We start from the raw sequence: 24559 nt of genomic DNA, 5'->3' as shown, positions 1-24559 counted from the left end.
GGCTATTCCTAGACCATTCAGTCTCGCGCTAACGGAGTAATGCTCACGATTTCCGGCACTTTCCGCAACCAACCTGTGGTCACCCGAACAGTGGAGGACCAGATCAGCGGATGACCGGGTGGGCGGATGGTGATTCGGCGGGTGGCCGGTCCGGCGGATGGCCGGCTCGGCGAACGACCGGTCCGGCGGGCACCCGGTCCGGCGGATGACCCGTACGGCGGACGACGACACCGCCCCGGCACTCGTGCTTCAGGCCGGTCTACCGCGGCGCGGCCTCGCCTGATCTGGGCCGGTGCACGAGTTCCTGCGCTCCGTGTGGGCCGAACCGCGTCCCCCTCACCCGCCCTCGCGCGCCCGGTGGGACTGGGCCCTCGTCGGCGTGCTCGCGGTGGCCGCGGTGCTGGAGGGGTTGCTGCGGCGTGACCCCCGGTCACCGGTCGTCTCGGTGGTGGTCACCGCGGGACTGCTGCCGACGCTGCGGTGGCGGCGGACCCGGCCGCTGCTGGTGGTCGGGATCGCCTTCGGCGCCTGCGCGGTGGTCCCGGTGCTGACCGGCGCCGAGCCCGAGCTGAACACGCTGGTGTACCTGTTGCCGCTGCCGTTCTCCCTGTTCCGCTGGGGTTCCGGGCGGGCGCGCGGGCGCGGGAGTTCGACCGGGTCGCGCTGCTCGAACGGGAGCGGCTGGCCCGCGACCTCCACGACACCGTCGCGCACCACGTCTCGGCGATGGCCGTCCGCGCCCAGGCCGGGCTCACCACGTCGGCCTCGCACCCGGAGGCCGCGGCCGACGCGTTGCGGGTGATCGAGGCCAAGGCGTCGAGGGCGCTGACCGAGATGCGCGCCATGGTCCGCGTCCTGCGGCGGGGCGAACCAATCGACCTGGCGCCGAACCCGCGCGTCGCCGACCTCGAACGGCCGGCGGCACGCCCGGCACGCCTCCCGGATCGGGGTCCGGGTGGTCGTCGACGAACGGGCGGTACGCCTGTGGGTGGCCGACGACGGCGAGCGCCCGGCCCCGCCGACCGCGGCGCGGGGCCACGGGCTCATCGGCATGGCCGAGCGCGCCGGCCTGCTCGGCGGCACCTGCGAGGCGGGCCCGAACCCGGACCGCGGGTGGACCGTGGCCGCCGTGCTGCCGCGCACCGGGGGTGCCGCGTGAGCGTCAGCGTGGTCGTCGCCGACGACCAGGAGATCATCCGCACCGGTCTCACCACGATCCTCGACGCCCAGCCCGACATCGAGGTGGTCGGCGCGGCGGCCGACGGTCGGCGCGCGGCCGAGCCGGCCCGGGAACTGCGCCCCGACGTGTGCCTGTTCGACATCCGGATGCCCGTGGTCGACGGCATCGAGGCCACCCGCGCCCTCGCCGGGCCGGGTGTCGCCGACCCCCTGGCGGTCGTCGTGATCACCACCTTCGACCTCGACGAGTAGGTCTACGCGGCCCTGCGCGCGGGTGCCAGGGGGTTCCTGCTCAAGGACGCCGGGCCCGCCCTGCCGGCCCAGGCCGTCCACGCCGCCGCGAACGGCGAGGCGCTGATCACCCCGAGCGTCACCGCCCGGCTGCTCGACGCGTTCGCCGGCTCCCGACCGCCCGGCCCGCCGGCGCAGCCCGTGGAGGCGCTCACCGACCGGGAGGAGCAGGTCGTCGCCGCGGTCGCGGCCGGGCTCACCAACCTGGAGATCGCCCACCGGCTCCACATCACGCTCAGCACCGTCAAGACCCACGTCACGAGCCTGATGAACAAGCTCGGCGCCCGGAACCGGGTGGAGATCGCCATCCGGGCCCACGACACCGGCCGGGTCCGGCGCGGCGAGGCCCGCCGGTAGCCGGAAGTACGACCCCGGTCCCGGTCTTCCGGCCGGCACACCCCGGCCTGGTTCCCGATGAGCCGGCACCGCCGCACCGGCCACCATCCGGGCATGACGACGACACCACCGCGCCTCGCTCCCCCCGGGGTGGGTGGCGCGTGCCGGCCGGGCTGGTGGCGCTCGGCCTCGTCCCGGTGCCGGCGGGCGCCCTCCGGCTGGTCGAGCCGGCCGGCGGCCCCCCGCTCGCGTCGAACGGCGAGCGGTACCACCCCGTCGCGCCGGTCCCCCTGGTGGCGCACATCGTCGCCGTCAGCGCGTACTCCGTCCTGGGCGCCCTCCAGTTCGCGGCCCGGTTCCGCGCCCGGCGGCCCGGGTGGCACCGGGCGGCGGGACGGCTGCTGGTGCCGTGCGGGCTCGTCGGGGCCCTGTCGGCGCTGTGGCCGGCCCTGGTCCACCACGGCCCGGACGAGGCGCTGTTGGTGCTCACCGGCTGGCTGGTCAACGTCGTGGTGGCCGAGCGGGTCGTCCACCGCTCCCGCCGCCCGTCCCCGGCGCTCCGACCGGCGGGTGCGCGATGAGGGCGATCGTCCAGGACCGGTACGGCTCCCCCGACGTGCCGGTGGTCGACCGGACCTACGCGCTCGACGAGGTGCCCGACGCCATCCGGTACGTCGAGGACGAGCACGCGCGGGCCAAGGTCGTCATTACGGTGTGAGCGTGCCGTGGTGGTCGCGGCCCGCGACCACCACGGCACGGGGAGCGGTTACGGCGCCCAGGGGGCCGCGAGGGTCCAACTGCTGTCGGCGGTCAGGGTCTGCGGGCGGTTGGCACCGGTGTCGCCACCGGAGGCGATGTGCACCTGCGAGTCGTGGTGGCGCAGGTAGGAGCCGGGGACGTTGATCGACTCGAAGGTCACGCCGGTGCCGCTCAGCCCGGGGCGGGCGCAGAACGTGGCGTCGTCGCGGAACAGCGCCGTGCCGTCGTTCGGGGAGTTGCGCACGCGGCCGGCCGCGTGCCGGAGGAACTGGCCGGGGAAGTTCACCGACTCGAACGAGTAGCACGACGAGTCGGCCAGGCCGCGCCGGACGGTGTAGGTGGCGTCGGCCTTGAGCAGCGCGCTGCTGCCGCTGGTCACGACCTCGGTGTAGGCCAGGCTGTCGGCGTGCCGCAGGTACCGGTCGGTGTAGCCCCACGTGGTGACCCGCAGCGACTGGCGCACGTCCGTGGCCAACCGCACCGAGCTGCGCCACAGCGCCGGGTCGGCGGTGTTCCAGGTGGCGTCGGCGGCGAAGCCGGTCGCGGTGTCCCAGGCGTTGGGGCCGCCGCTGCGCGCCAGGTACACGCCCTCGGCGTAGTGCCGGAGGTAGGTGCCCGGGAAGTTCAGCGACTCGAAGGACGTGCCGCCCGCCGCGAGACCCGGCCGGGAGCACCAGGTGGCGTCCGCGCGGAACGAGCCCCCGGTGTCGCCGTCCAGGCGCACCCGGCTGTCGGCGTGCCGCAGGTGGCGACCGGGGAGGGAGACCGACTCGAACGAGAAGCAGCGCGGGTCGGCCAGGCCCGGCACGGTCCGGTAGGACGCGTCCTGGCGCGGCCCGTCGGCGCTCGCCGTGCTGATCACGTCGGTGCGGGCGGCGGAGTTCAGGTGCCGCAGGTACCGGTCGGTGTAGCCGGGCGTGGTCACGCGGAACGAGCGGACGTGCCCGAGCGTGAGGGGCACCGGGGCGTTGAGGTTGCGCGAGGCGTTGATCAGGTCGGCGTGCGCGGCGCGCAGCTGGTTGGTGTCGACCTTCTGCACCCGCCGGTCGTAGGTGAACAGGCCGTTGTACTCGCCCTCCACGTCGGTGATCTCGGTGTAGACGTAGGCGGAGACGCCCTTGGTGGTCATCAGCTGCCGCACGTCGCGGACCATGCCGGTGTAGCGGTCGTTGAGCTGGGCGGCGCTGAAGACCTGCTCGTAGGCGAAGAACTGGCCGTTCGGGCTGTGCTCGTGGCCCGGGTTGCGCAGGCCGATGCCGCCGAACTCGCCCAGCACGGAGAACCGCGTCGAGCTCGGGCGGGGCGCGTCCGGCCCGGTGTAGACGTGCCAGTCGATCATGTCACCGGTGCCCGGGTCGCCCTTGGACGCGCAGCAGTTGTAGCCGCTGTGGGCGTTCATCAGCCGGGTGGGGTCGTAGTTCTCCAGGCTCGTGGTGACGCGCTGGGTCTCGGCGAGGTTCCACTCGCCCCAGCCCTCGTTGAACGGCACGTAGGCGATCACCGCCGGGGAGAACCGGTGCTCGTCGACGATCTCGCGGGCCTCGGTCTCGAACTGGGCGATCTGCGCCGGGGTGCGGTTGGCGTCGGAGGTCGGGGTGGACGGGACGTCCTGCCACACCAGCAGGCCGAGCCGGTCGGCGTGGTGGTACCAGCGGGCGGGTTCGACCTTGATGTGCTTGCGGATCATGTTGAAGCCCAGGTCCTTGTGCTTCTGCACGTCGAAGGCCAGGGCCGCGTCGGTCGGCGCGGTGTAGAGGCCGTCGGGCCAGAAGCCCTGGTCCAGGGTGCCGACCTGGAACACGAAGTCACCGTTGAGCGTGGGCCGCATGACGCCGTTGAGCAGCTTCTTGCCCACCTCGCGCATCCCGAAGTAGTTCACCACCTGGTCGACGGTGGCTCCGGAGGCGTTGCGCAGCGAGACCCGCAGGTCGTACAGGTGGGGGTCGTCGGGCGACCACCGCCGGGCGTTCGGGACGGGCACGGAGAACTCGGCGAAGCCGCCGGTGGCGCTGCCCACGACGGTCGAGCCGGACAGGGCCTCGGCGAGCACGGTGTGCCCGGTGACGTCGCCGCGGGTGAAGACCCGGACCCGGGCGGTGTTGTTCGCCAGGTTCGGGTAGACGTCGACGGAGAAGACCGACGAGGTCGGCGTGGGTTCCAGCCAGACGGTCTGCCAGATGCCCGACGACGGCGTGTAGAAGATGCCGCTGGGGTTGTTGACCTGCTTGCCGACCGGCTGCTTCTCGCCCCGGCCGTCGGTCGGGTCGTAGACGCGCACCACCAGCTCGTTCGTGCCGCCGTTGAGCTGCGGGGTGATGTCGACCTCGAACCGGTCGTAGCCGCCCCGGTGCGTGGTGACCTGGGTGCCGTTGACCCAGACGGTGGCCTCGTAGTCGACCGCGCCGAAGTGCAGCTGCACGCGCCGGCCGCCCCAGGACTGCGGGACGGTGAAGGTGCGCCGGTAGAACATGAGGTCGCGGTTGTCGTTGCGCATGATGCCCGACAGCGCCGACTCGATCGGGTAAGGCACGAGGACGCGCTCGGGCAGGGTCTGGCCCAGCGGCGGCGCGGCGTTGCGGTTGACGTTGCCCGCGCCGTCGGTGGCCGGGTTGAGGAACTGCCACTCGCCGTTGAGCGACTGCCAGTCCGGTCGGGTCATCTGCGGGCGCGGGTACTCCGGCAGGGGGTTGGTGGTGGACACCTGGCCGGTCCACGGCGTGGACAGCGGAGGTGTCTTCGGCACGATCGCGGCGGACGCGGTCGGGGTGGCGACGGGCACGGCGACGAGGCCGGCGGCCAGTGCCAGCACGGCCGCCGCCGGGGCGACGAGGCTGCGCATGGAACTCCTTCGGGTGCGGAGGGTGGAGGAGCCGGGTTTTCGCGGGGTGGTGCGGTCGTGCGCCGAGGGGGCGGCGGTCAGCCGAACACGCGCAGTTCGTAGATCCGCGTCGCACCGTCGGTCGTGCCGGTCGGCGTGCCGACGTCCAGGCGGACGTGGCGCCCCGACACGCCGGACACCGGGTGGACCGTGGTGGCCGCGCTGTTGCCGGCCACGTCGACCACCCTGGTCCAGGTGGTGCCGTCCGGGGACACGGACAGGCCGAACGCCCTGGTGTTGAAGCCGGCCTGCTCGCCGCCGGCCTGGGCGTGCGCGATCTCGAACCGGGAGATCGACCTGCTCGCGCCGAGGTCGACGCGCAGCCACGCGCCGGGGGTGGAGGAGCAGAACTTGTCGCCGTTGCCGCCGGTCACGGTGCCGTTGACGGCCTTCTCCGGCCCCTCCCCCGGCGCGCACGGCGGGGTGCCGGTCGCCGGGCGGCCCTGCGCGAGGTTCGCGACCGGTCCCACCGCCGGGCCCACCGCGACGTCGTCGAAGGTCGCCGCCGCGTTGAACACGCGCACGCCGTTCGCGCCGGAGGCGAAGGCCGCGTCGACGACGTCGAGCCGCGGGGTGGTCATGTCGTCGACGTACACCCTGATCGACGCGCCGATCGCGGTGACCCGCAGCCGGTGGGCCGTGCCGACGGCCGTGGTCAGCGGCGCGGAGCCCAGCGAGGTCCAGGAGTTGTCGGCGCGGCCGAGGACGACCCGGCCGGCCGGGCTGATGCCCGCGTAGTAGCCGGCGTAGGCGTCCGCCCCCACCGCCGGCCTGGTCGCGCGGAACACCAGGCCCGCGTCACCGCCGCCGGAGGTGACCGTCACCTGGGTGTCCTGGGTGAAGTCGCCGAAGTTCGTGTCCAGCAACGCCTTGCCCCCGGCGGAGGCGTCCGTCCGCAACCGCCCGCCCGAGGCCGTCCACGTGCCGCCGTGGGTCTTCCAGCCGTGGGTGTTGTCGTCGGCGAAGTTGTCCTGGACCTTCATCGCCACGCGTCGGATGGTGCCGTCGGCGTTGAAGTACATGCGGTCGTAGGCGAGCTGGCGGTGGTTGCCGTCGGTCTCGCCCAGCGGCCGCCGGTGGTAGACGATGTACCAGGTGTCGGTGCCCGGCACGTTGAGCACCGCGTTGTGGCCCGAGCCGCGCGCCACCGCCGGGTCCTGCGCCAAGACCTCGTCCAGCTTGGCGAACGGACCGGTGGGTGAGTCGGCGATGGCGTAGGACACCGAGTAGTCCGGGCCGGTCCAGCCGCCCTCGGACCACATCAGGTAGTACCGGCCGCCGCGCTTGAACATCTGCGCGCCCTCCACGTAGCCCGACGGGGTGATCTCCCGGTACGTGCTGCCGTCGGCGAACCTGCCCAGGCTGACCATGTCGGGGTTCAGCTTCACCACGTTCGCGTGGCTGTGCCCGCCGTAGTACATGTACGCCTGGCCGTCGTCGTCGATGAAGACGTCCTGGTCGATCGGTTGCGCCCCGTTGTGGAACGCGTCGACCAGGGGACGCCCGATCGCGTCGCGGTAGGGCCCCTCGGGACGGTCGGCGACGGCCACGCCGATGCCGCCGAGCTGCGTGTCACCCTGGATGTCGTTGGCGGCGAAGTACAGGTAGTACCGGCCGTTGCGGGCGACCGGCGCGGGCGCCCACACCGCCTCCTCGGCCCACGACACGTCCGCCGTGGTCAGCACGTTCGGGTGCTTGGTCCAGTGCACCAGGTCGGTCGAGGAGAACGCGTCGAGGTAGGTCTGCTCGGCGTAGCGCTTCGACGTCGTCGGGTACACCCAGTACCGGTCGCCGTACACCGCCACGTCCGGGTCGGCGTACCAGCCGTCGACGAACGGGTTGCCCGCCACGGCGGTCGGGAGGTCGGGCGCCGCGGCGGCGACCGCCGGTGGCGAGGAGGTCGTGAGCACGCCGCCGACGAGCAGCGCGGCCAGGGCGGTCGAGACGGGTTTCGCGAGAGCGGTCATCGTGGGCGCCTCCGGGTTGCGGGGGGAACGCGGCGGGAGAGCACGGCGGGGAGCTTGCGCGGGGGCGGGGAGCTTGCGCGGGGGCGGGGAGCTTGCGCGGGGGCGGGCGGGATGCGTCCCCGCGGTCATCTCCTGTCCGGGTCCTTGGCCGGCGAGCGCTGGAGGACGACCACCGCCAGGAGGAACGCGCCGCTGACCACGGACTGGTAGTTGCTGTCGAGCGTGCCGATCTGGTTGATGACGTTCTGGATCACGGTGCGCAGCGCCACGCCGATCACCGTGCCCAGGACCGTGCCCATGCCGCCGGTCAGCAGGGTGCCGCCGATGACCACCGCGGCGATGGCGTCGAGTTCCAGGCCGACCCCGATCACCGTGACACCGGACTGGAGGTAGGCGGCGGTCATGGCGCCCGCGAGGCCGGACAGCAGGCCCGACATCACGTACACCAGGGTCTTGGTCCGGGCCACCGGCAGGCCCATGAGCAGCGCGGAGTGCTCCGCGCCGCCGACCGCGAACACCGACTGGCCGAACGCGGTGCGGCGGAGCAGGACCCCGCCCGCCACGCACAGCGCCAGCGCGACGAACACCGGGTAGCCGAAGCCGAGGAGCGTGCCCCGGCCCAGCTCCAGGAACGCCGAGTCGTCCGCGATCCGGTAGGTCGTGGCGCCCTCGGAGGTGATCGCCAGCAGCAGCCCGCGGGCGAACAGCAGCGTGGCGAGCGTGACGATGAACGGCGCCATGCCCGTCCGCGCCACCAGCAGCCCGTTGAGCAGCCCTATCGCCCCGCACACCGCCAGCGGCAGCAGCAGGGCGGCGAGGAAGCCCCACTGGGAGCCGTAGGCGGCGAGCACCCCGCCCAGCGCGTAGACCGAGCCCACCGACAGGTCGATGCCGCCGGTGATGATCACGAACGTCATGCCCAGCGCGATCACGGCCAGGAACGCGCTCTGCAACGCGATGTCGCGCAGGTTGTCCGGGCTGCCGAAGCGGGGGAAGCCGAACCACGCGACCACCACCATCAGCACCAGCGCCACGGCCGCGCCCTGGCGTTGCAGCACGCTCACCCAGGACGCCCGGCGAACACGGGTCTCGACGGTCATCGGCTGCTCCGCTCACGTGCCGCGTAGACCGCGCCGACGATGATGGCGGCCTGCGCCACCTGCGCGGTCGAGTAGGGCAGGTCGTGCTTGATCAGGGTGGCCGCCACCAGCTGCATCAGCAGCGCCCCCGTCACGGTGCCCAGGACGCGGACGCGCCCGCCGGTCAGCGGGGTGCCGCCGACGACCACCGCGGTGATGGCGGACAGCTCCATGAGCAGGCCGACGTCCGCCGGGTCCGACGCCGACAGGCGCGCGGTGGCCAGCACGCCCGCCACCGCCGCCAGCACCGCGCAGATGGCGTACACGCCCAGCAGCGCGCGCTTGACCGGCAGGCCGGCCAGCGTGCTCGCCACCCGGTTGCCGCCGATCGCCACGATCTGCCTGCCGAACGTGGTCCGCCCCACCAGCAGCGCCACGACCACGGCGAACACCCCGGCCAGCAGGACGCCGACGGGGACGCCGAGCACGTCGCCGGAGCCCAGCCACAGGAAGGTCGGGTCGTGGACCTGCACGAGCTGCCCGTCCGCGATCACGAGCGCCAGGCCGCGCCCGCCGACCAGCAGGGCCAACGTCGCCACGATGGGTTGGATGCCGAGGTAGGCGACCAGGACGCCGTTGAACGCGCCCGCGACGAGTCCCGCGACCAGGGCGACGGCGACGGCGGGCAGCGGGCCGTAACCGAGGTAGAGCGGGATGACGGCGGCGGACAGCGCCATGACCGCGCCGACGGAGAGGTCCACGCCCTCGGTGCCGATGACCAGGGCCATGCCGAGCGCGACGATGCACACCGGCGCGGCCTGGACCAGCTGGGTGCGGAAGTTGCCGACGGTCAGGAAGTTCGCGGTGAACGCGATGTTGAACAGCAGCAGCGCGGCCACGGCGGCGTACACGCCGTACTCCTGCAACCACCGGGCGGTGCGGCGGCGGTCGAACCTGGCCGGCGCCGGGGCGGTCACGACGCCTCCGCTGCGGGCTGCCCGGCGGCGATCGCCGTGAGCACGTTGTCCTGGGTGAGCTGGTCACCGACCAGCTCGTCCACGACCGCGCCGTCCTTGAGCACCAGGAGCCGGTCCGCGCCGTCGAGCAGCTCGTCCAGTTCCGAGGAGATCAGCAGCACCGCCAGCCCGTCCCGGGCCAGTTCGTCGACCAGCGCCTGGACCTCGGCCTTGGCGCCGACGTCGATGCCCCGGGTGGGCTCGTCGAGCAGCAGGACCTTCGGCTGGGTGCACAACCACCGGGCCAGCAGCACCTTCTGCTGGTTGCCGCCGGAGAGCTCCGAGACCTTCTGCTCCGGGCTCGACACCTTGATCCGCAGCCGCTCGACGAACGTGGCCACGATCCGGTCCTGCTCGGCGCGGCTGACCACGCCGAAGCGCGACAGCCTCGGCAGCGCGGCGAGCACGATGTTCTCCCGCACCGACAGGTTCGGGATGATCCCCTCCGCCTTGCGGTCCTCCGCGAGCATGCCGATCCCGGCCCGCATCGCGCCCGGCACGCCCGAGCCGACCTCCACCCCGCCCACCAGGACGGTGCCGGAGTCCAGCGGCAGCGCGCCGACGATGGCCCGCGCGGTCTCCGTGCGACCGGAACCCAGCAGTCCGGCCAGCCCGACCACCTCGCCGGGCCGGACCGACACCGACACACCGCGCAACCGCTGCCCGCTGGTCAGGTCCCGGGCCTCCAGGACCGGTTCGGTGGCCGCGCGGTGCTCATCGCCGAACGCCGTCGCCCCGTGCTCGCGCAGGTCGCCGACGGTGCGACCCAGCATCATCGACACCAGCTCGATCCGGGGCAGGTCCCGCAGCGGACCGGTGTGCACGCGTCGGCCGTCCCGCAGCACCGTCACCCGATCGCAGATCCGGTACAGCTCGTCCATCCGGTGACTGACGTACACGACCGCGACACCCCGTCCCCGCAACCGCTCCACCACCGAGAACAACGTCTCCACCTCACGCGGCTCCAACGACGACGTCGGCTCGTCCATCACCACCACACCCGCCTCCGCCGACACCGCCCGCGCCAACGCCACCATCTGCTGCGCGCCCACCGCGAGCGACCCCAGCGGACGGCGCACGTCCTCGCGGATGCCGTGGTGCCCGAGGATCTCGGCGGCCTCGGCGTTCATCCGCCTCCGGTCCACCAACCCGAACCGACGCGGCTCCCGACCCAGGAACAGGTTCCCCGCCACGCTCATCAACGGGACCAGGTTCACCTCCTGGTGGATCGTCGAGATCCCGGCCCGCTGCGCATCGGCCGGCCTGGCGAACTCCACCGGCTCGCCCCGGTGCAGCACCGTGCCGGAGGTGGGGCGGTGCACGCCCGTCAACACCTTGATGAGGGTGGACTTGCCGGCGCCGTTCTCGCCGACCAGGGCGTGCACCTCCCCCGGTTCCAGCGCGAACGACACCCGGTCCAGGGCGCGCACGCCCGTGAACTCCTTGGTGACGTCGACGACCTCCAGCACCATCAGTACGCGTTCCCCAGCTTGGCGGCGGCGTTGGACTCGTCGTACCGGTCGTCGGAGATGATCACGTTCTCCGGGATGCCCTTGCCGTCGGCGAAGTCCTGGAGCGCCTGGAACGCCAGCGGACCGAAGCGCGGGTTCGACTCGATCACCGCGTTGTAGGCCCCGTCCGCGAGCAGCTGCACCGCGTTGCGCGTGCCGTCGACCGACACGACCTTGACGTCCCGGCCCGGCGACCTGCCCGCCGAGCGCAGCGCGGTCACCGCGCCGATGCCCATCTCGTCGTTCTCCGCGTACACCGCGGTGATGTCGGGGTTGGACTGGATCAGCTGCTCCATCACCGCCTGGCCCTTGGACCGGTCGAACTCGCCGGTCTGCTCGGCCACGACCTCCAGGCCCGCGGGCAGGTTGTCCTTGAACCCCTTGGTGCGGTCGGTGGTGACGTTGTTGCCCGACGCCCCCAGCAGGATCGCCACCTTGCCGGAGCCACCGGTCACCTCGACCATCGCCTCGGCGGCCCGCTTGCCCTGCTCGACGAAATCCGAACCGATGAACGTCAGGTAATCCCCGCACGGCTCGGAACTGACCTTGCGGTCGATGGTGATCACCGGCACCTTCTTCGCCTTCGCCGCCTCCAGCGCCGGTTGCAGGCCATCGGAGTTCAACGGGGCGACGATCAGCAGTTGCGCGCCCCGGTCCAACAGCGACTTGATGTCACCGACCTGCTTGTTCACATCGCTCTGTGCATTCGTCACCAACAGCCTGTCCTCGGGGACACCGAGTCGGGCCGCCTCGTCCCTGATCGACCGCGTCTCCGCGGTGCGGAAAGGATTTGCCTCCTTCTCCGACTGCGAGAAACCGACCACGGCGTCCTTCACGTCGACCCTCGGATAACCGATCGCCTCGCGGGAACAACCGGGCCCGGCGACCTGCGAGGCGGCGGCGGACGCGGCGGGACCACCGGTGCCGCTCGTGGTGGTCGGGCTCTCACGGGCGGTGCAGGCGGTCATCAAGAGGGTCACCGCCGCCAGGGCGGCTCCGGCGCGGACGGACTGCGACATGGGGTGCTCCTCATCCGGGTGTGCGTGACTCGCGTCACGAGCAGTTTTTTACATCGTTGGTACAACGTTGTAAAGGACCGGTGGCGCCGATAGCATCCCGCTCGACCCCAGCACCGGCGGTCGGGTGGAGGTAGTGGTTGGCCACGCTGAAGGACGTCGCCGCGCTCGCGGGCGTGTCGGTGAAGACGGTGTCCAACGTGGTCAACGGCTACGCGTTCGTCCGGGACGACAACCGCCGGCGGGTCGAGGAGGCCCTGCTCGCCACCGGGTACCGACCCAACCTCGGGGCGCGGAACCTGCGTCGCGGGCGCACCGGGTTCCTGGGGCTGGTCCTGCCGGAACTGGGCATCCCGTACTTCGGCGAGCTGGCCGGGCTGGTGCTCCGGGCGGCCCAGGCCCACGAGTGGAACGTGCTCATCGAGCAGACCCTCGGCACCCGCGAGGGCGAGCGCGCCACCCTGGCCTCGCTGGGCACGCACCTGATCGACGGCGCGATCGTGAGCCCGGAGGCGCTGATGGAGGGCGACTTCGCCGAGCTGGCCCCCGGCATCCCGGTGGTGGTGCTCGGCGAGCACAGCGTGGACCTGCCCATCGACCGGGTGGGCATCGACAACGTGCGCGCGGCCCGGGAGGCGGTGCGGCACCTGCTGACGCTCGGGCGCACGCGGATCGCGGCGATCGGCGCGCACCCGCACCGCGGCACGGCCGCGCAGCGCCTGGAGGGCTACCGGTCGGCGCTGGCCGCGGCCGGGTTGCCGCCGCGCGACGACCTCGTGGCGACCGCCCTGAACTACCACCGCCGTGACGGCGCGTCGGCCATGGCGGCGCTGCTGGCGCTGCCCGAACCGCCCGACGCGGTGTTCTGCTTCAACGACCTGCTCGCCGTCGGCGCCCTGCGCACGGTGGCCGAACACGGCCTGCGCGTGCCCGAGGACGTGGCCGTGGTCGGGTTCGACAACGACGAGGAGGGCAGCTACAGCCGCCCCTCGCTGACCACCGTCGCCCCCGACAAGGCCGCCATCGCCGGAGCCGCCGTCGACCTGCTGCTCCGGCGGGTGGAGACCGCCGACCTGCCGCCCGAGCAGGTGCGGACGCCGTTCCGGCTGGAGGTCAGGGAGAGCACCGGGGGCTGACGCGCGCGTCGCGCCGGAACGGTCCGACCGTCGATTCCCCGGGCTGTGTGGAATATTGCGGAACCCCGTATCGCGCACCAGGGGCGTGACGAATTCGCTACTGCGTCCCAACGGTCCCGGAGGTCACGTGGAATCGTTGTGCCGGCCGGCGTCACCGCGACGGAGAAGCCCAATCCGCACTCGTGCCCCCAGCCGCGACCGGTAGACCTTTTGCACGTCAATCGCCTCGGGGTGGAAATACCCGGTCAGCCGGCCGGCCGGGTCGACCGAATTCCACTCGTTGCGGTCCGCGCGCGGCTGTCCCTAGGTTCCGGCTTGTCGGTGAACCACCTCCGGGACGAAGATGAGGGGCGCTTTCAATGCGACGAAGATGGCAGGCGATCCTGGCGTGCGTGCTGGCGCTGGTCGTTTCCGGCACCACCCAGGCGATCGGCGGCGCGAACACCGCCGACGACTGCGTCGGCATGACGTGGACGGTCCGGGACAACCACTGGAACGCGGACACGGTGCTGGTCGGCAACGACGTCACCACCAACGGCTACCAGGGCGACACCTCCTGCGACGTGCCGCTCCCGGTGCTGTGCCTGAAGCCGTCCGGCCTGGCGCTCCCGCCCGGCGTCGTGCCCGACTTCTACAACGGCTGGAGCGGCGGCGAGGCGAAGCTGACCCCCGCCGTGTCGGGCTACGCGCTCTACAGCCGCGCCGCCGCCGACGGGTTCTGCGCCTCGCAGTTCGGCGTGGGCTACCGGATGGGCGAGCACCACGACGGCAACGGCGGCTGGGGCTGGTGGGCCAAGGGCGACCTGCTCCGCACGTGGGTCGCGATCGACGACCAGGCCGCCAACCCCTGGAACACCGGTACCGGCAGGGCCATGACGTGGTCGATGATCACCAAGGACTGGAGCCGGGACCTGGTCAGGTTCGGCAACGACGTCAAAACCGACAGCTACGCCGGAGACACCCCGGTCACCGACCGGCTGCCGGTGCTGTGCCTGCGCAAGGACGGTCGGGCCGCGCCGAGCGGCATCCCCTTCGACTTCTACAACGGCTGGGCCGCCGGTGAGGTCAAGCTGTCGACCCCCGTGCGGGGCACCGCGCTGACCTCCCGCGCGGCCGCGGACGCCGTGTGCGCCTCGCAGTTCGGCGCGGGCTACCGGATGGGCGAGCACCACGACGGCAACGGCGGCTGGAGCTGGTGGGCCGCGGGCAACGTCCGGTTCTGGGTGGCGATCAACAACCAGCCGGCCAACCCCTGGGACTGATCCGCACGAGGTGGCGGGCCCCGTACGCCGGCGGGGCTCGACATCCGGACCAGGGCCACGCGGTCCTCACCGCGAGGAGCCGGCACACGCGGCCGGGCCGCCCACCACCTCGCGGCGACAGACGGCCCGGCCGGAAGCACGAGATCAGAGCAAGGACGTCAGCGCGTCGCGCGTGAACGGGGCGACACCCGCCACATCGCCCTTCTCCACCTTGCGAGCCCACTCGGGATCAGCCAGCAGCGCCCGGCCCACCGCGATCAGGTCGAACTCGTCCGAGGCCAGCCGCTCCAGGAGTTGGTCGATACCGGTGGCCGAGGGGTTCTGCCCCGCGAAGGTGGCCAGGAACTCGCCGTCCAGGCCGACCGAGCCCACGGAGATCGTGGGGCGGCCGGTGATCTTCTTGATCCAGCCCGCGAAGTTCAGGTCCGAGCCCTCGAACTCGGGCTGCCAGTAGCGGCGCGTCGAGCCGTGGAAGATGTCCGTGCCCGCTTCCACCAGGGGCGTCAGGATCGTCTCCAGCTCCTGCGACGTGTGCGCCAGCTTGGCGTCGTAGGCGCCGGGCTTCCACTGGGACAGGCGCAGGACCACCGGGAAGTCCGGCGACGTCGCGGCGCGCACCGCGGCCACGACCTCCGCCACCAACCGGGTCCGGGCGAGCGCGCTGCCGCCGTAGCCGTCGGTGCGGCGGTTGGTGACCTCCCACAGGAAGTTGTCGAGCAGGTAGCCGTGGGCGCCGTGCAGTTCCACGCCGTCGAAGCCCAGTCGCCTCGCGTTGGCGGCGGCCTCGGCGAAGGCCGTCACGACGGACTCCAGGTCGGTGGTCGTCGGCACCGGGCCGGCTTCGCCGATCGGGGCGCCCTCCAGGTCCAGGCCCGACGGCGTCAGCACGGGCGCCTCCGGCACGGGCGGCGAACCCGGCTTGCGGGACGCGCCGACGTGCCACAGCTGCGGCACGATCCGGCCGCCCTCGGCGTGCACGCGCTCGACGACGCGCGCCCAGCCCGCCAACGCGTCCTCGCCGTGGAAGCGCGGGACGTCGGCGCTCTCGCCGGCGCTGGGGTGCCCGACGTAGGTGCCCTCGGTGACGATCAGGCCCACACCGCCGGCGGCGCGCCGGCCGTAGTAGTCGGCGACGTTCTCGCCCGGTACCCCACCCGGGGAGAACTGCCTGGTCATGGGAGCCATCACGACGCGGTTCGGCAGGTCGAGCGAACCGGCGGTGAAGGGGCGGAACAGCGGCGCGGTGTCGACGGCGGTGCGCGCGGGCGTGGTCATGGCCATCCTCGGTGGTCGAAGCGGAGCGTTTGCTCCTCTTGAGGCTAGCACAAGCGGAGCGCGCGCTCCGTTACGTCCGAAAAGCGACTATGCTGGGGTCGTGGCCACCGACCCGCCGCCCCGGCGACCGCTCCGCGCCGACGCCGAGCGCAACCGCGCCGCGATCATCGAGGCCGCCGCCGAGGTGCTCGCCGAGCAGGGCAGCGCCGTGGACGTCCGGGAGATCGCCCAGCGCAGCGGCGTCGGCATGGGCACGCTCTACCGGCACTTCCCCACGAAGGAGGACCTCCTCGAAGAGGTCCTCGACCGCGAGTTCACCGCGTGGGCGGGCGCCGCGCGCGAGGCGGCCGACACCACCGACGACCCGAAGGCCGCGCTGGAGGGGTTCTACGAGCACGCCCTCGCCACCCAAGCCTGCCACCGGGCCGTCGTGGAGGCGTACGGCCACAACTGGAGCGGCCCGCCCCTGGACTGCGCGCGCCTGCTGCACCCCGTGCTCGACGACCTGCGCACCCGCGCCCAGGACGCGGGGGTGCTGCGCGCCGACGCGACGACGACCGACCTGGCGCTGCTGCTGGCCACGTTGAGCCACACCGCGCAACTGGTGGCCGACCACGGCGCGTGGGTGTGGCGGCGGCAGCTGCGCATCGCCCTCGACGGCCTCTCGGCAGCGCACGGCACACCCCTGCCGACGACGTGAGGGACACGGCCGGCGACCGCCCGACCACGCGTGTCGAGACGCCTTAAACACGAATTCACCCTGAACTTCTAGGCCGAACGAGTGATCTTGGCCCCTGCGGATAACTGACAGCGACGTCCGCCGATGTAAGAATCCGTGCGGGCATCGCTTCGCGTGTGCGCCGCACGATCACTCGCGCGCGGGTGGTCTTGCGCACCCGTCACCACCGGAGGCGATCAGGATGTCACTGACCAGCGACGAGCGAACGCCGCACGGACCGGTTCTGCCGGGGGCCGGGGACCACCTCGCCGCCACCGCCACCGCCCCCGCCCGCGTCGTCCTGGGCATGTCGTGCGAACTCGACGACCTCGACGCCGCGCTGTGGGCCTCGGCCTACGCGAAGCGCCGCGGCCACGGCCTCGCCGTTCTGCGACCCGACGACGCGGCGCACGAGCCGGCGGACCTGCTGCCGACGGGCTCGCGGGAGCACGTCCGCGCGTCCACCACACGCGCCCTGGTGGCCGAGTCCCGCACCGCGGACGTGGTCGTCGTGAACTCGCGGACCGCGGCGGACAGGGCGCTCGCGCTCGTCGTGGCCGCCTCGGCGTGGTGCCCGGTGGTCGTCGTCCCGCCCGGCGCGGGGCTGCGCGACGACCTGCCCGTCCTGGTCGGCGCCAACGGCGACGGCCTGTCCGAGGCCACCCTCCTGGCCGGGTTCGCGCTGGCCAGGGTCCTGAACACCGGGGTGCGCGCGGTCTGCTGCACGCGCGAGGCGCTCGATGCCGGACCGCTGCCCACGCCGACCGCGCGCGCCGCAGCGGACCTGGTCGACCGGTGCGCCCAGCGGTACCCCGACGTGCCGGTGGACACCAGGGTGGCCAGGTCCCAGCCGGTCACCGGGCTCACCCGCCACGCCGGGTCGGCCTCGCTGCTCGTCGTCGGCTGCACCCCGACCACCGAGGCGTCCACCAGCCGCCGCCTGCTCGACCGGTGCGCCGGCCCGGTCGCCCTGGTCGGCCCCCGGGCCGCGGTCCGGGCAACGACACCCGCCGAGGTGGGCCGGTAGCCCCACCGGGGCTCAGGCCGGTGGGGACCGGTCCGACCGGTAGCCCCACCGGGGCTCAGCCCGGCGGGAACCGGTCCGGGCCGAACGCGAGCACCACCTGCATCACCAGGTCCGGTCGGGAGTCGACCAGCTCGTACGCCGCCGCCGCGTCCGCCACCGGCAGGACGTGCGAGACCAGCGGGCGCAGCCGGAGGTGCCCGGCCACCGCCAGGTCCAGCACCGTGTCGGCCAGGCGCTTGCGGTCCCAGCGGTGGACCAGGGCGGGCGCCACGCCGGAGATCTGGGAGCACACCAGGGTCACCCGGTTGTGGTGGAACTCCTCGCCGAGCAGCAGACCGAGCCCCTCGCCCTGGTAGAAGCCGCCGGCGACGACGCGGGCGTTCCGGGCGACCGTGCGGACGGCCTCGTGCAGGGCCCGGGGGTTGCCGCTGACGTCCAGGGCCACGTCCGCGCCGCGACCCCCGGTCAGGTCGCGGACCCGCTCGGCCACCTCACCGCCGCGGACGTCCAGCACCTCCTCCGCGCCGAGCCGCGCGGCCAGGTCCAGGCGCTGCGGCACGGCGTCCACGCCGACCACCCGCGCGCCGTTGCGCCGGGCCAGCTGGGCGACGAGCTGGCCCACCACGCCGAGGCCGAACACGACGACGGTCTCCCCCACGTGGATGTCGGCGTCCAGCACCGCGTTGAGCGCGACGGAGCCGATGTGGCTGAAGATGCCGAGGAGCGGGTCCGCCCGCGGGTCGAGCAGCCGGTCCGCCGCGTACGCCTCCTCCACCACGGTCCCCGAGCGGTGGCCCCACACGCCCCAGACCAGCCGGCCGGGCCGGACGGAGGTCACCGCGGGGCCGACCTCGACGACCTCGCCGATCTCCTCGTAGCCCACCACGGTCGGGTAGGCGGTGGCCGGCGCGCCCGGCGCGAACAGGCGCCGGTCGGCGTCCCAGGTCTTGGTGAGGTGGGCGTTCGTGCCGCGGTACTGGCTCATCTCGGTGCCCGCCGAGATCCCCGAGTACAGCGTGCGGAGGCGGACGCCGGTCGCGCCCAGCGGCGGGTCGGGCTCCTCGCCCAGGGAGACCGACCCGGGGCCGTCCAGCCGCACCACCGTCACCACCGGGGCTCCTCCGGTCCGTGCGCGAGGACGTCGAGCAGCAGCGCCGCCGTCCAGCTGAAGTCGTCGGCCCCGAGACCCTCACCGGTCAGCGGGTGGAAGTACTCGCGGAACCCCGCGCCGGCCACCAGGTCCACCGCGTCGGCCGCCAGGCGCCGCGCGAGGTCGGCCTCGCCGTGGTCGCGCAGCGCGGTCCACAGCAGCCAGTTCGTGTTCATCCAGGTGGGGCCGCGCCAGTACCGGCGCGGGTCGGCGTCGGGCGCGGTCAGGTCGTAGCTGGGCACGCCGCGCACGCCCGGCGACCCGAGCCCGAACGCCGGTCCGGTCAGCGTCGCGAGCAGCGCCGACCGGCGCCCGGCGGGCAGGTCGGGCAGCAGCAGCGGCACCAGCCCGGCGACCGTGCGCCGGGGCACGGTCCGGCCGGTGCGCGCGTCCAGCGCCGCGTAGCACCCCAGCGCGGGGTCGAACAGCCGGGCGTGCACCTGGTGCGCCAGCTCCCCCGCCCGCTCGACGTGCCGACCGGGATCGGCGCCGACGCGGCGGGCGAGGCCGGCGAGCGCGTGCTCCGACCAGGCCAGCACCGCGCAGAACAGCGGGTCGACCACGCAGAACGGCAGGTCGGTCAGGTCGTCGTCGGCGTAGCCGCGGTCGCGGTACGCGGCGACGACGGCCAGGTAGCGGGCGTAGTCCTGGTCGGTGGGGCGGTGCCCGGCCTCGGCGTGCCTCAGGTCGCGGCGCAGGCCGGGGACGGCCTCGACCGGTCCGGCGCCGGCGGCGCGCAGCGGTTCGTCCCACGCCGGGCTGTTGTCCAGCCCCGTCTCCCACGGGTGCACCACGGCCACCAGGCCGGACGCCACCCGACGCCGCTCGAACAGGTAGTCGTGGGAGCGCGCGAGCCGGGGGTAGAGGTGCCGGAGGGCGGCGTCGGTCGCCGCGCCGGGGTGCCGTTCGGCGACGGCGAGCACGGCGGCGGCGTGCACCGGCGGCTGGACCAGGCCCGTCGTGGACACCCCCGGCGCCGGGCCGTGCGGCGGCAGCGGTCGCCAGGAGGCCGGTCCGGGGAAGTACGCGTCCTCGGGCACGGCGGGGTTGAACACGATCTGCGGCACCCGCCCGTCCCGCCACTGCGCCTCGTGCAGCGCGGCCAGCTCCGCGAACGCCCGACCGGGGTCGACGTGGGCCAGCCCGACGGCGATGAACGCCGAGTCCCAGCTCCACTGGTGCGGGTAGAGCGCGCCGGTCGGCACGGTGGTCGAGCCGCGCCGGTTGCGCAGCAGCGTCGCGGCGGCCCGCGCCCGGAGGCCGGCGACGTCCACACCGCCGGGCGAGCCCGGTCCGGTGCGGGCGGTTCCCCGTGGCGGCATGTCGGCCATTAATCCCGCCGTCGGTCACAACGCGCAATGCGGCAACCCGATCCCGGACGCCCGCGGAGCGGAAACGCCGGTGCGGCACCGAACTCGGGCCCGAAGCCGTGGCCGGGACGGCGGTTGTCACGGGACGAACCCCGGGTGTTGGGTGGCGGCCACCGCACCACCGGAAGGGAGCGACCATGACCCGACGGGGAGTCCGCGTGCTCACCGCCGCGGTGTCCGCCGCCCTGCTCCTGGCGGCCTGCGGCGGTGGTCCCGGCGACGGGGACGACGGTGCGCTGCTGTTCTGGACCATCGAGGACACCGCCGACCGCGTCCAGGCCCAGGAACGCCTGCTGGCGCGGTTCACCGAGCGGACCGGCGTCCCGACCAGGCTGGTCGCGGTCGCGGAGAACCAGCTCACGGCCGTGCTCACCTCCGCCGCCGCGGCCGGCGACCTGCCCGACGTGATCGGCTCGATCTCGCTGCCGATCATGAGCCGGCTGCGCACCGACGACCTGCTGGACACCGATGCCGCGGCGCAGGTCGTGGACGCGCTGGGCGCCGGCACGTTCGCGCCGCAGGCGCTGGAGCTGACCCGCCAGGGGGACACCCAGCTCGTCGTGCCCAGCGACGGCTGGGCCCAGCTGCTGTTCTACCGCAAGGACCTCTTCGCCGAGGCCGGGCTGGCGCCGCCCACGTCGTTCGACGCGATCCGCGCCGCCGCCGGACGGCTCGACCGGGGCGAGGTCACGGGCATCACCGCGAGCACGACCCCGGCCGACGTGTTCACCCACCAGACGTTCGAGCACCTCGCCCTCGCCAACGGCTGCGAGCTGGTCGCCGACGACGGGCGGGTGGCGCTGGACAGCCCGGCGTGCGTGGCGGCGTTCCGGTTCTACGCCGACCTCGTCACCGAGCACTCCGCCTCCGGCGACCAGGACGTCGACACCACCCGGGCCACCTACTTCGCGGGCCGGTCGGCCATGGTCGTCTGGTCCTCCTACCTGCTCGACGAGCTCGCGGGGCTGCGGGACGACGCGCTGCCGACGTGCCCCCCGTGCCGGGACGACCCCGCGTTCCTGGCCAGGAACACCGGTGTCGTCGCCGGGCTCACCGGACCGGACGGCGACGAGCCGACCACCTTCGGCGAGACCGCGTCGTTCGCGCTGCTCAAGGACGCCGCGACGGAGGACGCGAAGCGGCTGGTCGAGTACCTGATGGGTGAGGGCTACCGGGACTGGCTCGCCATCGCGCCCGAGGGCAGGGTGCCGGTGCGCGCGGGCACCGCGCGGGAGCCGCGGGCGTACGTCGAGGCGTGGCGCGGGCTGGACGTCGGCGTCGACACCAGGGCCCCGCTGTCCCGGTTCTACGACGCGGAGACGCTGCGGGTCGTGGAGGAGAGCCCGCACAGCTTCCGCCGGTGGGGCTTCGCCGAGGGCCGGGGCGAGCTCGCGGGCGCGGTCGCCGGCCAGCTCGTCGTGCCCAGGGCGCTGGCCGAGCTGGTCAACGGCTCCGGGGACGCGGCGGACGCGGCGCGCTCGGCCCAGGAGCAGGCCCTCGACATCGCCGACGAGATCGGCGGGTAGGCGGTGCGCGCGCCGACCGGGCCACCCCGCACGCTCAAGCAGCGCGACGCGCGCACCGGGGTGCTGCTGCTGACCCCGTCGCTGGTGATCGTCGTCGCGGTGGTGCTGGTGCCGCTGGCCTGGTCGCTGCTGCTGGCGTTCCAGCGGGTCCGGCTGATCGACGTCGGGCGCGCGGACGTGTTCCAGGGCCTGACGCTCGACAACTTCGAGCGCGTGCTCGGCTCGGACGTGCTGTGGGAGAGCCTGCGCACCACGGTCGCCTACACGGTGGGGTCGACGGTCCTGACCATCGCGCTGGGCCTGGTCGCGGCGCTGGCGGTGCGCCGGCCGTTCCCCGGCCGGTCGTTCGTGCGCGCGGCGATGCTCATCCCCTACGTCGCGCCGGTCGTCGCGGTCGCGTTCGTCTGGCGGGTCCTGCTGAACCCGGAGTTCGGCGTGGTCAACAGCCTGGGCAGGCGGCTGTTCGGGTGGGACGACCCCATCGCGTTCCTGTCCCGGACGACCGACCGGGTGGACGTGCTCGGCCTGGACGTGCCGGTGCCGACCGCGCTGCTGACCGTCATCGCGTTCGAGGGCTGGCGCTACTTCCCGTTCGCGTTCCTGTTCCTGCTGGCCCGGCTGTCGGCCCTGCCGCCCGACCTGGAGGAGGCCGCGACCGTCGACGGCGCGACGCCGACCCAGCGGTTCCGGCACGTCGTGCTGCCGCGGCTGATGCCCGTCATCGCGGTGCTCATGGTGCTGCGCGCCATCTGGACGTTCAACGAGTTCGACGACGTCTTCCTGCTGACCGGCGGGGCGGCGGGCACCCGGGTGGTCAGCGTGCGGGTCTACGAGCTGCTCACCGTGCAGCGCAACGTGGGCGCCGCGGCCGCGCAGTCCGTGCTGCTCGCCGTCGTGCTGGCCGTGCTGCTCGGCGCGTACCTGCGGCTGCTGCGCCGTCGGGAAGGGGACAGGCCGTGAACCGCGCCGCACCGCCGTGGACGCGCGACCGCGTGGAACGGGCCGTGCTCGCCGTCCTGCGGCCGGTGGTCATCGTGTTCTTCCTGGTCGCCACCCTGCTGCCGTTCTACTACATGGTCCTGCTCTCGCTGCGGCCCATCGAGGACCTGCTGCTGCGGCCCGACTCGCTGCTGCCCGACCCGGGCGCGCTGACCCTGGCCACCTACGCCGACGTGCTGCGCCCGGTGGTCGAGGGCGGCCAGGGGTTCCTGGAGCTGCTGGGCAACAGCGCCGCGGTGGCGGGCGCGTCGGTGGTGGTGGCGCTGGGGATCGCCGTTCCCGGCGCGTACGCGGTGAGCAGGCTGGAGTTCTTCGGCAGGCGGCAGGTCAGCGCGCTGTTCCTGCTCGTGTACCTGTTCCCCGGCATCGTGCTGGCGATCCCGCTGTTCGCCCTGCTCACCCAGGTGCAACTGCGCGGCTCGCTGGTCGGCCTGGTGCTGGTCTACATCGCGCAGACGGTGCCGGTGGCCCTCTACATGCTGAAGAACCACTTCGCGACGATCCCGGAGGGCGTCGAGGAGGCCGGCCTGGTCGACGGGCTGAGCCGGGTCGGCGTGATCCGGCGGATCAGCCTGCCGCTGGCCGTGCCCTCGCTGGTCGCGACCGGGATCTTCGTGTTCGTGATCGCGTGGAACGAGTTCCTGTTCGCGCTGCTGTTCCTCGTCGAGCGGCGGGACCGGTGGACCGTCTCGCTCGGGCTGGCGCAGCTGTCGGGCAGCGTCGAGGTGCCCACCACCGTGCTCATGGCCGGGTCGGTGGTCATCACGCTGCCCGTCGTGCTGCTGTTCCTCCTCACCGAGCGGCTGCTCTCGCAGGGCCTGACCAGCGGCGCGGAGAAGGGCTGACCCGGTGACGGCGCGCAGCGGGTTCACCACGTCGCCCGGCGAGATCCTGGTGCTCATCCGGTCCGGGCGGGTCCGGACCCGGCGGGAGCTGCGGGACCTGACCGGGCTGTCCCGCTCGACGGTGGCGCTGCGGGTCGACCGGCTCGTCTCCGCGGGCTACCTGCGGGTCGTCGAGCAGCGGCGCGGCGGCGCGGGCAGGCCCACCGAGGTGCTGTCGTTCGACGAGACCGACAAGCTCGTCCTGGCCGCCGACCTGGGCGCGACGCACGCGCGCTTCGCGTTGACCGACGCGGGTGGGCGCGCGCTGGCCGAGCGCGCCGAGGACCTGGACGCGGCGCAGGACCCGGACGTCGTGCTCAAGACCGTGGTCCGCCGGTTCCGCGACCTGCTCCGGGAGGCGGGCCGGGACCGGTCGGAGGTCGTCGGGGTCGGCGTCGGCCTGCCCGCCCCGGTCGACTTCCGCACCGGACGACCCGTGCGGCCGCCGATCCTGCCCGGCTGGCACGACGTGCCCGTGGCCAGGACCCTCGCCGACGCCCTGGGCTGCCCGGCGTTCGTGGACAACGACGCGAACCTGCTGGGCCTGGGCGAGGTCCGGGAGCGCTACCCCGACGTGGACGGCCTGCTGTTCGTGAAGGTCGGCACCGGCATCGGCGCGGGCGTGGTGCTGGGCGGGCGGCCCGAGCGGGGCGCGACCGGCCAGGGCGGCGACATCGGCCACGTCCGCCTCGCCCGGCCGGTCGACGACGCGCGGTGCCGCTGCGGCGCGACCGGGTGCCTGGCCGCGCACGCGAGCGGCGCGGCGCTGGCCCGCCGGCTCACCGAGCGCGGCATCCCGGCCGCGAGCAGCCGCGACGTGGTCCGCCTGGTGGGCGAGGGCGACCCGGACGCGATCTCGCTCGTCCGCGACGCCGGGCGGCTGCTGGGCGAGGTGCTGGCGACCGCGGTGGCCCTGCTGAACCCGACCGTGGTGGTGATCGGCGGCGACCTCGCGCTGACCCGCGAGCACCTCCTCGTCGGCGTCCGCGAGGGCCTGCACGAGCGGACCGTGCCCGCGCTGGCCAGCAGCCTGGCCGTGGTGGAGAGCCGGCTCGGCGACCGGGCCGGCGTGCACGGCGCCCGGCACCTGGTGGTCGACCAGGTCTTCTCGGCCGAGGCGGTGGACGCCCGGCTGGCGCCGGACCCGTGACCTGCTCCCCGTGCTCCCCCGCCGCCAACC

General features: G+C 73.6%; 21 protein-coding genes and 2 pseudogenes. 13 read left to right on the top strand and 10 right to left on the bottom strand.

Features of this window, described 5'->3' with window-relative positions:
• Nucleotides 1-336: 336 nt before the first annotated feature.
• A complete protein-coding gene (locus tag ACFP3R_RS01610; protein WP_380631996.1) occupies nt 337-717 on the bottom strand; it encodes a hypothetical protein in 381 nt (126 codons plus the stop codon).
• Nucleotides 718-726: 9 nt separating this feature from the next.
• Between ACFP3R_RS01610 and ACFP3R_RS01605 the strand changes: the two are divergent.
• From ACFP3R_RS01605 to ACFP3R_RS01585, 5 genes and pseudogenes are all read left to right on the top strand, one after another.
• Nucleotides 727-807, top strand: a pseudogene (locus ACFP3R_RS01605) (hypothetical protein); the annotation flags it as partial.
• 148 nt (nt 808-955) lie between these two features.
• Complete coding sequence (locus ACFP3R_RS01600; RefSeq protein ID WP_380632132.1) at nt 956-1159, top strand: sensor histidine kinase; 204 nt, start codon at nt 956-958, stop codon at nt 1157-1159.
• A pseudogene (locus tag ACFP3R_RS01595) lies at nt 1156-1827 on the top strand (response regulator). The gene ACFP3R_RS01600 and the pseudogene ACFP3R_RS01595 overlap by 4 nt, the downstream one beginning before the upstream one ends.
• 140 nt (nt 1828-1967) lie before the next feature.
• Nucleotides 1968-2387 carry a DUF2306 domain-containing protein gene (locus ACFP3R_RS01590; RefSeq protein ID WP_380631994.1) on the top strand — a complete coding sequence of 140 codons (420 nt, stop codon included), beginning with the start codon at nt 1968-1970 and terminating at the stop codon, nt 2385-2387.
• Complete coding sequence (locus tag ACFP3R_RS01585) at nt 2384-2524, top strand: zinc-binding dehydrogenase (protein ID WP_380631992.1); 141 nt, start codon at nt 2384-2386, stop codon at nt 2522-2524. The genes ACFP3R_RS01590 and ACFP3R_RS01585 overlap by 4 nt, the downstream gene beginning before the upstream one ends.
• Nucleotides 2525-2572: 48 nt before the next feature.
• Here the strand turns inward: ACFP3R_RS01585 and ACFP3R_RS01580 are convergent, their stop codons facing one another.
• The 6 genes from ACFP3R_RS01580 to ACFP3R_RS01555 all read right to left on the bottom strand — a co-directional run bounded on the left by ACFP3R_RS01580 (nt 2573) and on the right by ACFP3R_RS01555 (nt 12035).
• On the bottom strand, nt 2573-5404 hold the full coding sequence (locus ACFP3R_RS01580) for an AbfB domain-containing protein (protein WP_380631990.1): 2832 nt from the start codon (nt 5402-5404) through the stop codon (nt 2573-2575).
• Nucleotides 5405-5481: 77 nt separating this feature from the next.
• Nucleotides 5482-7410, bottom strand: coding sequence for a family 43 glycosylhydrolase (locus ACFP3R_RS01575; RefSeq protein ID WP_380631989.1), 1929 nt, complete (start codon nt 7408-7410; stop codon nt 5482-5484).
• 125 nt (nt 7411-7535) lie between these two features.
• Nucleotides 7536-8510: an ABC transporter permease gene (locus tag ACFP3R_RS01570; protein ID WP_380631988.1), complete on the bottom strand. Its 975-nt coding sequence runs from the start codon at nt 8508-8510 to the stop codon at nt 7536-7538.
• Nucleotides 8507-9466, bottom strand: a complete 960-nt coding sequence (locus ACFP3R_RS01565; RefSeq protein ID WP_380631986.1) for an ABC transporter permease — start codon at nt 9464-9466, stop codon at nt 8507-8509. The genes ACFP3R_RS01570 and ACFP3R_RS01565 overlap by 4 nt, the downstream gene beginning before the upstream one ends.
• Nucleotides 9463-10977: a sugar ABC transporter ATP-binding protein gene (locus ACFP3R_RS01560; protein ID WP_380631985.1), complete on the bottom strand. Its 1515-nt coding sequence runs from the start codon at nt 10975-10977 to the stop codon at nt 9463-9465. Before ACFP3R_RS01560 ends, ACFP3R_RS01565 begins: the two co-directional genes overlap by 4 nt.
• Nucleotides 10977-12035, bottom strand: a complete 1059-nt coding sequence (locus ACFP3R_RS01555) for an ABC transporter substrate-binding protein (RefSeq protein WP_380631984.1) — start codon at nt 12033-12035, stop codon at nt 10977-10979. The genes ACFP3R_RS01560 and ACFP3R_RS01555 overlap by 1 nt, the downstream gene beginning before the upstream one ends.
• Nucleotides 12036-12172: 137 nt before the next feature.
• Here ACFP3R_RS01555 and ACFP3R_RS01550 point away from each other — a divergent pair, with 137 nt between their 5' ends.
• Complete coding sequence (locus tag ACFP3R_RS01550) at nt 12173-13168, top strand: LacI family DNA-binding transcriptional regulator (protein WP_380631982.1); 996 nt, start codon at nt 12173-12175, stop codon at nt 13166-13168.
• Nucleotides 13169-13527: 359 nt separating this feature from the next.
• On the top strand, nt 13528-14430 hold the full coding sequence (locus ACFP3R_RS01545) for a hypothetical protein (protein WP_380631981.1): 903 nt from the start codon (nt 13528-13530) through the stop codon (nt 14428-14430).
• A gap of 144 nt (nt 14431-14574) precedes the next feature.
• Here ACFP3R_RS01545 and ACFP3R_RS01540 read toward each other — a convergent pair whose 3' ends face one another.
• Nucleotides 14575-15705, bottom strand: a complete 1131-nt coding sequence (locus ACFP3R_RS01540) for an NADH:flavin oxidoreductase (protein WP_380631979.1) — start codon at nt 15703-15705, stop codon at nt 14575-14577.
• Nucleotides 15706-15805: 100 nt separating this feature from the next.
• Here ACFP3R_RS01540 and ACFP3R_RS01535 point away from each other — a divergent pair, with 100 nt between their 5' ends.
• A complete protein-coding gene (locus ACFP3R_RS01535; protein WP_380631977.1) occupies nt 15806-16405 on the top strand; it encodes a TetR/AcrR family transcriptional regulator in 600 nt (199 codons plus the stop codon).
• A gap of 220 nt (nt 16406-16625) precedes the next feature.
• Nucleotides 16626-17450: an adenine nucleotide alpha hydrolase family protein gene (locus ACFP3R_RS01530; protein WP_380631975.1), complete on the top strand. Its 825-nt coding sequence runs from the start codon at nt 16626-16628 to the stop codon at nt 17448-17450.
• A gap of 55 nt (nt 17451-17505) precedes the next feature.
• On the opposite strand, the gene ACFP3R_RS01525 is transcribed toward ACFP3R_RS01530, so the two are convergent.
• Both ACFP3R_RS01525 and ACFP3R_RS01520 read right to left on the bottom strand, forming a co-directional pair.
• Nucleotides 17506-18561 carry a zinc-binding dehydrogenase gene (locus ACFP3R_RS01525; protein ID WP_380631973.1) on the bottom strand — a complete coding sequence of 352 codons (1056 nt, stop codon included), beginning with the start codon at nt 18559-18561 and terminating at the stop codon, nt 17506-17508.
• Entirely contained in the window at nt 18555-19922 is a 1368-nt protein-coding gene (locus tag ACFP3R_RS01520) for an MGH1-like glycoside hydrolase domain-containing protein (protein ID WP_380631971.1), read from the bottom strand. Before ACFP3R_RS01520 ends, ACFP3R_RS01525 begins: the two co-directional genes overlap by 7 nt.
• 185 nt (nt 19923-20107) lie before the next feature.
• Here ACFP3R_RS01520 and ACFP3R_RS01515 point away from each other — a divergent pair, with 185 nt between their 5' ends.
• The 4 genes from ACFP3R_RS01515 to ACFP3R_RS01500 are packed head-to-tail and all read left to right on the top strand — an operon-like array spanning nt 20108 to nt 24529.
• A complete protein-coding gene (locus tag ACFP3R_RS01515) occupies nt 20108-21496 on the top strand; it encodes an ABC transporter substrate-binding protein (protein ID WP_380631969.1) in 1389 nt (462 codons plus the stop codon).
• A gap of 3 nt (nt 21497-21499) precedes the next feature.
• Nucleotides 21500-22456, top strand: a complete 957-nt coding sequence (locus ACFP3R_RS01510) for a carbohydrate ABC transporter permease (protein WP_380631967.1) — start codon at nt 21500-21502, stop codon at nt 22454-22456.
• Nucleotides 22453-23340, top strand: a complete 888-nt coding sequence (locus ACFP3R_RS01505) for a carbohydrate ABC transporter permease (protein ID WP_380631965.1) — start codon at nt 22453-22455, stop codon at nt 23338-23340. Before ACFP3R_RS01510 ends, ACFP3R_RS01505 begins: the two co-directional genes overlap by 4 nt.
• A gap of 4 nt (nt 23341-23344) precedes the next feature.
• Complete coding sequence (locus ACFP3R_RS01500; protein ID WP_380631964.1) at nt 23345-24529, top strand: ROK family transcriptional regulator; 1185 nt, start codon at nt 23345-23347, stop codon at nt 24527-24529.
• Nucleotides 24530-24559: the final 30 nt, after the last annotated feature.

This window comes from Saccharothrix lopnurensis (genome assembly GCF_042658445.1).
Classification (GTDB): Bacteria; Actinomycetota; Actinomycetes; order Mycobacteriales; family Pseudonocardiaceae; genus Actinosynnema; species Actinosynnema lopnurensis.
The sequence above is the reverse complement of the archived record's forward strand: the minus strand, read 5'-3'. Positions and strand labels throughout refer to the sequence as shown.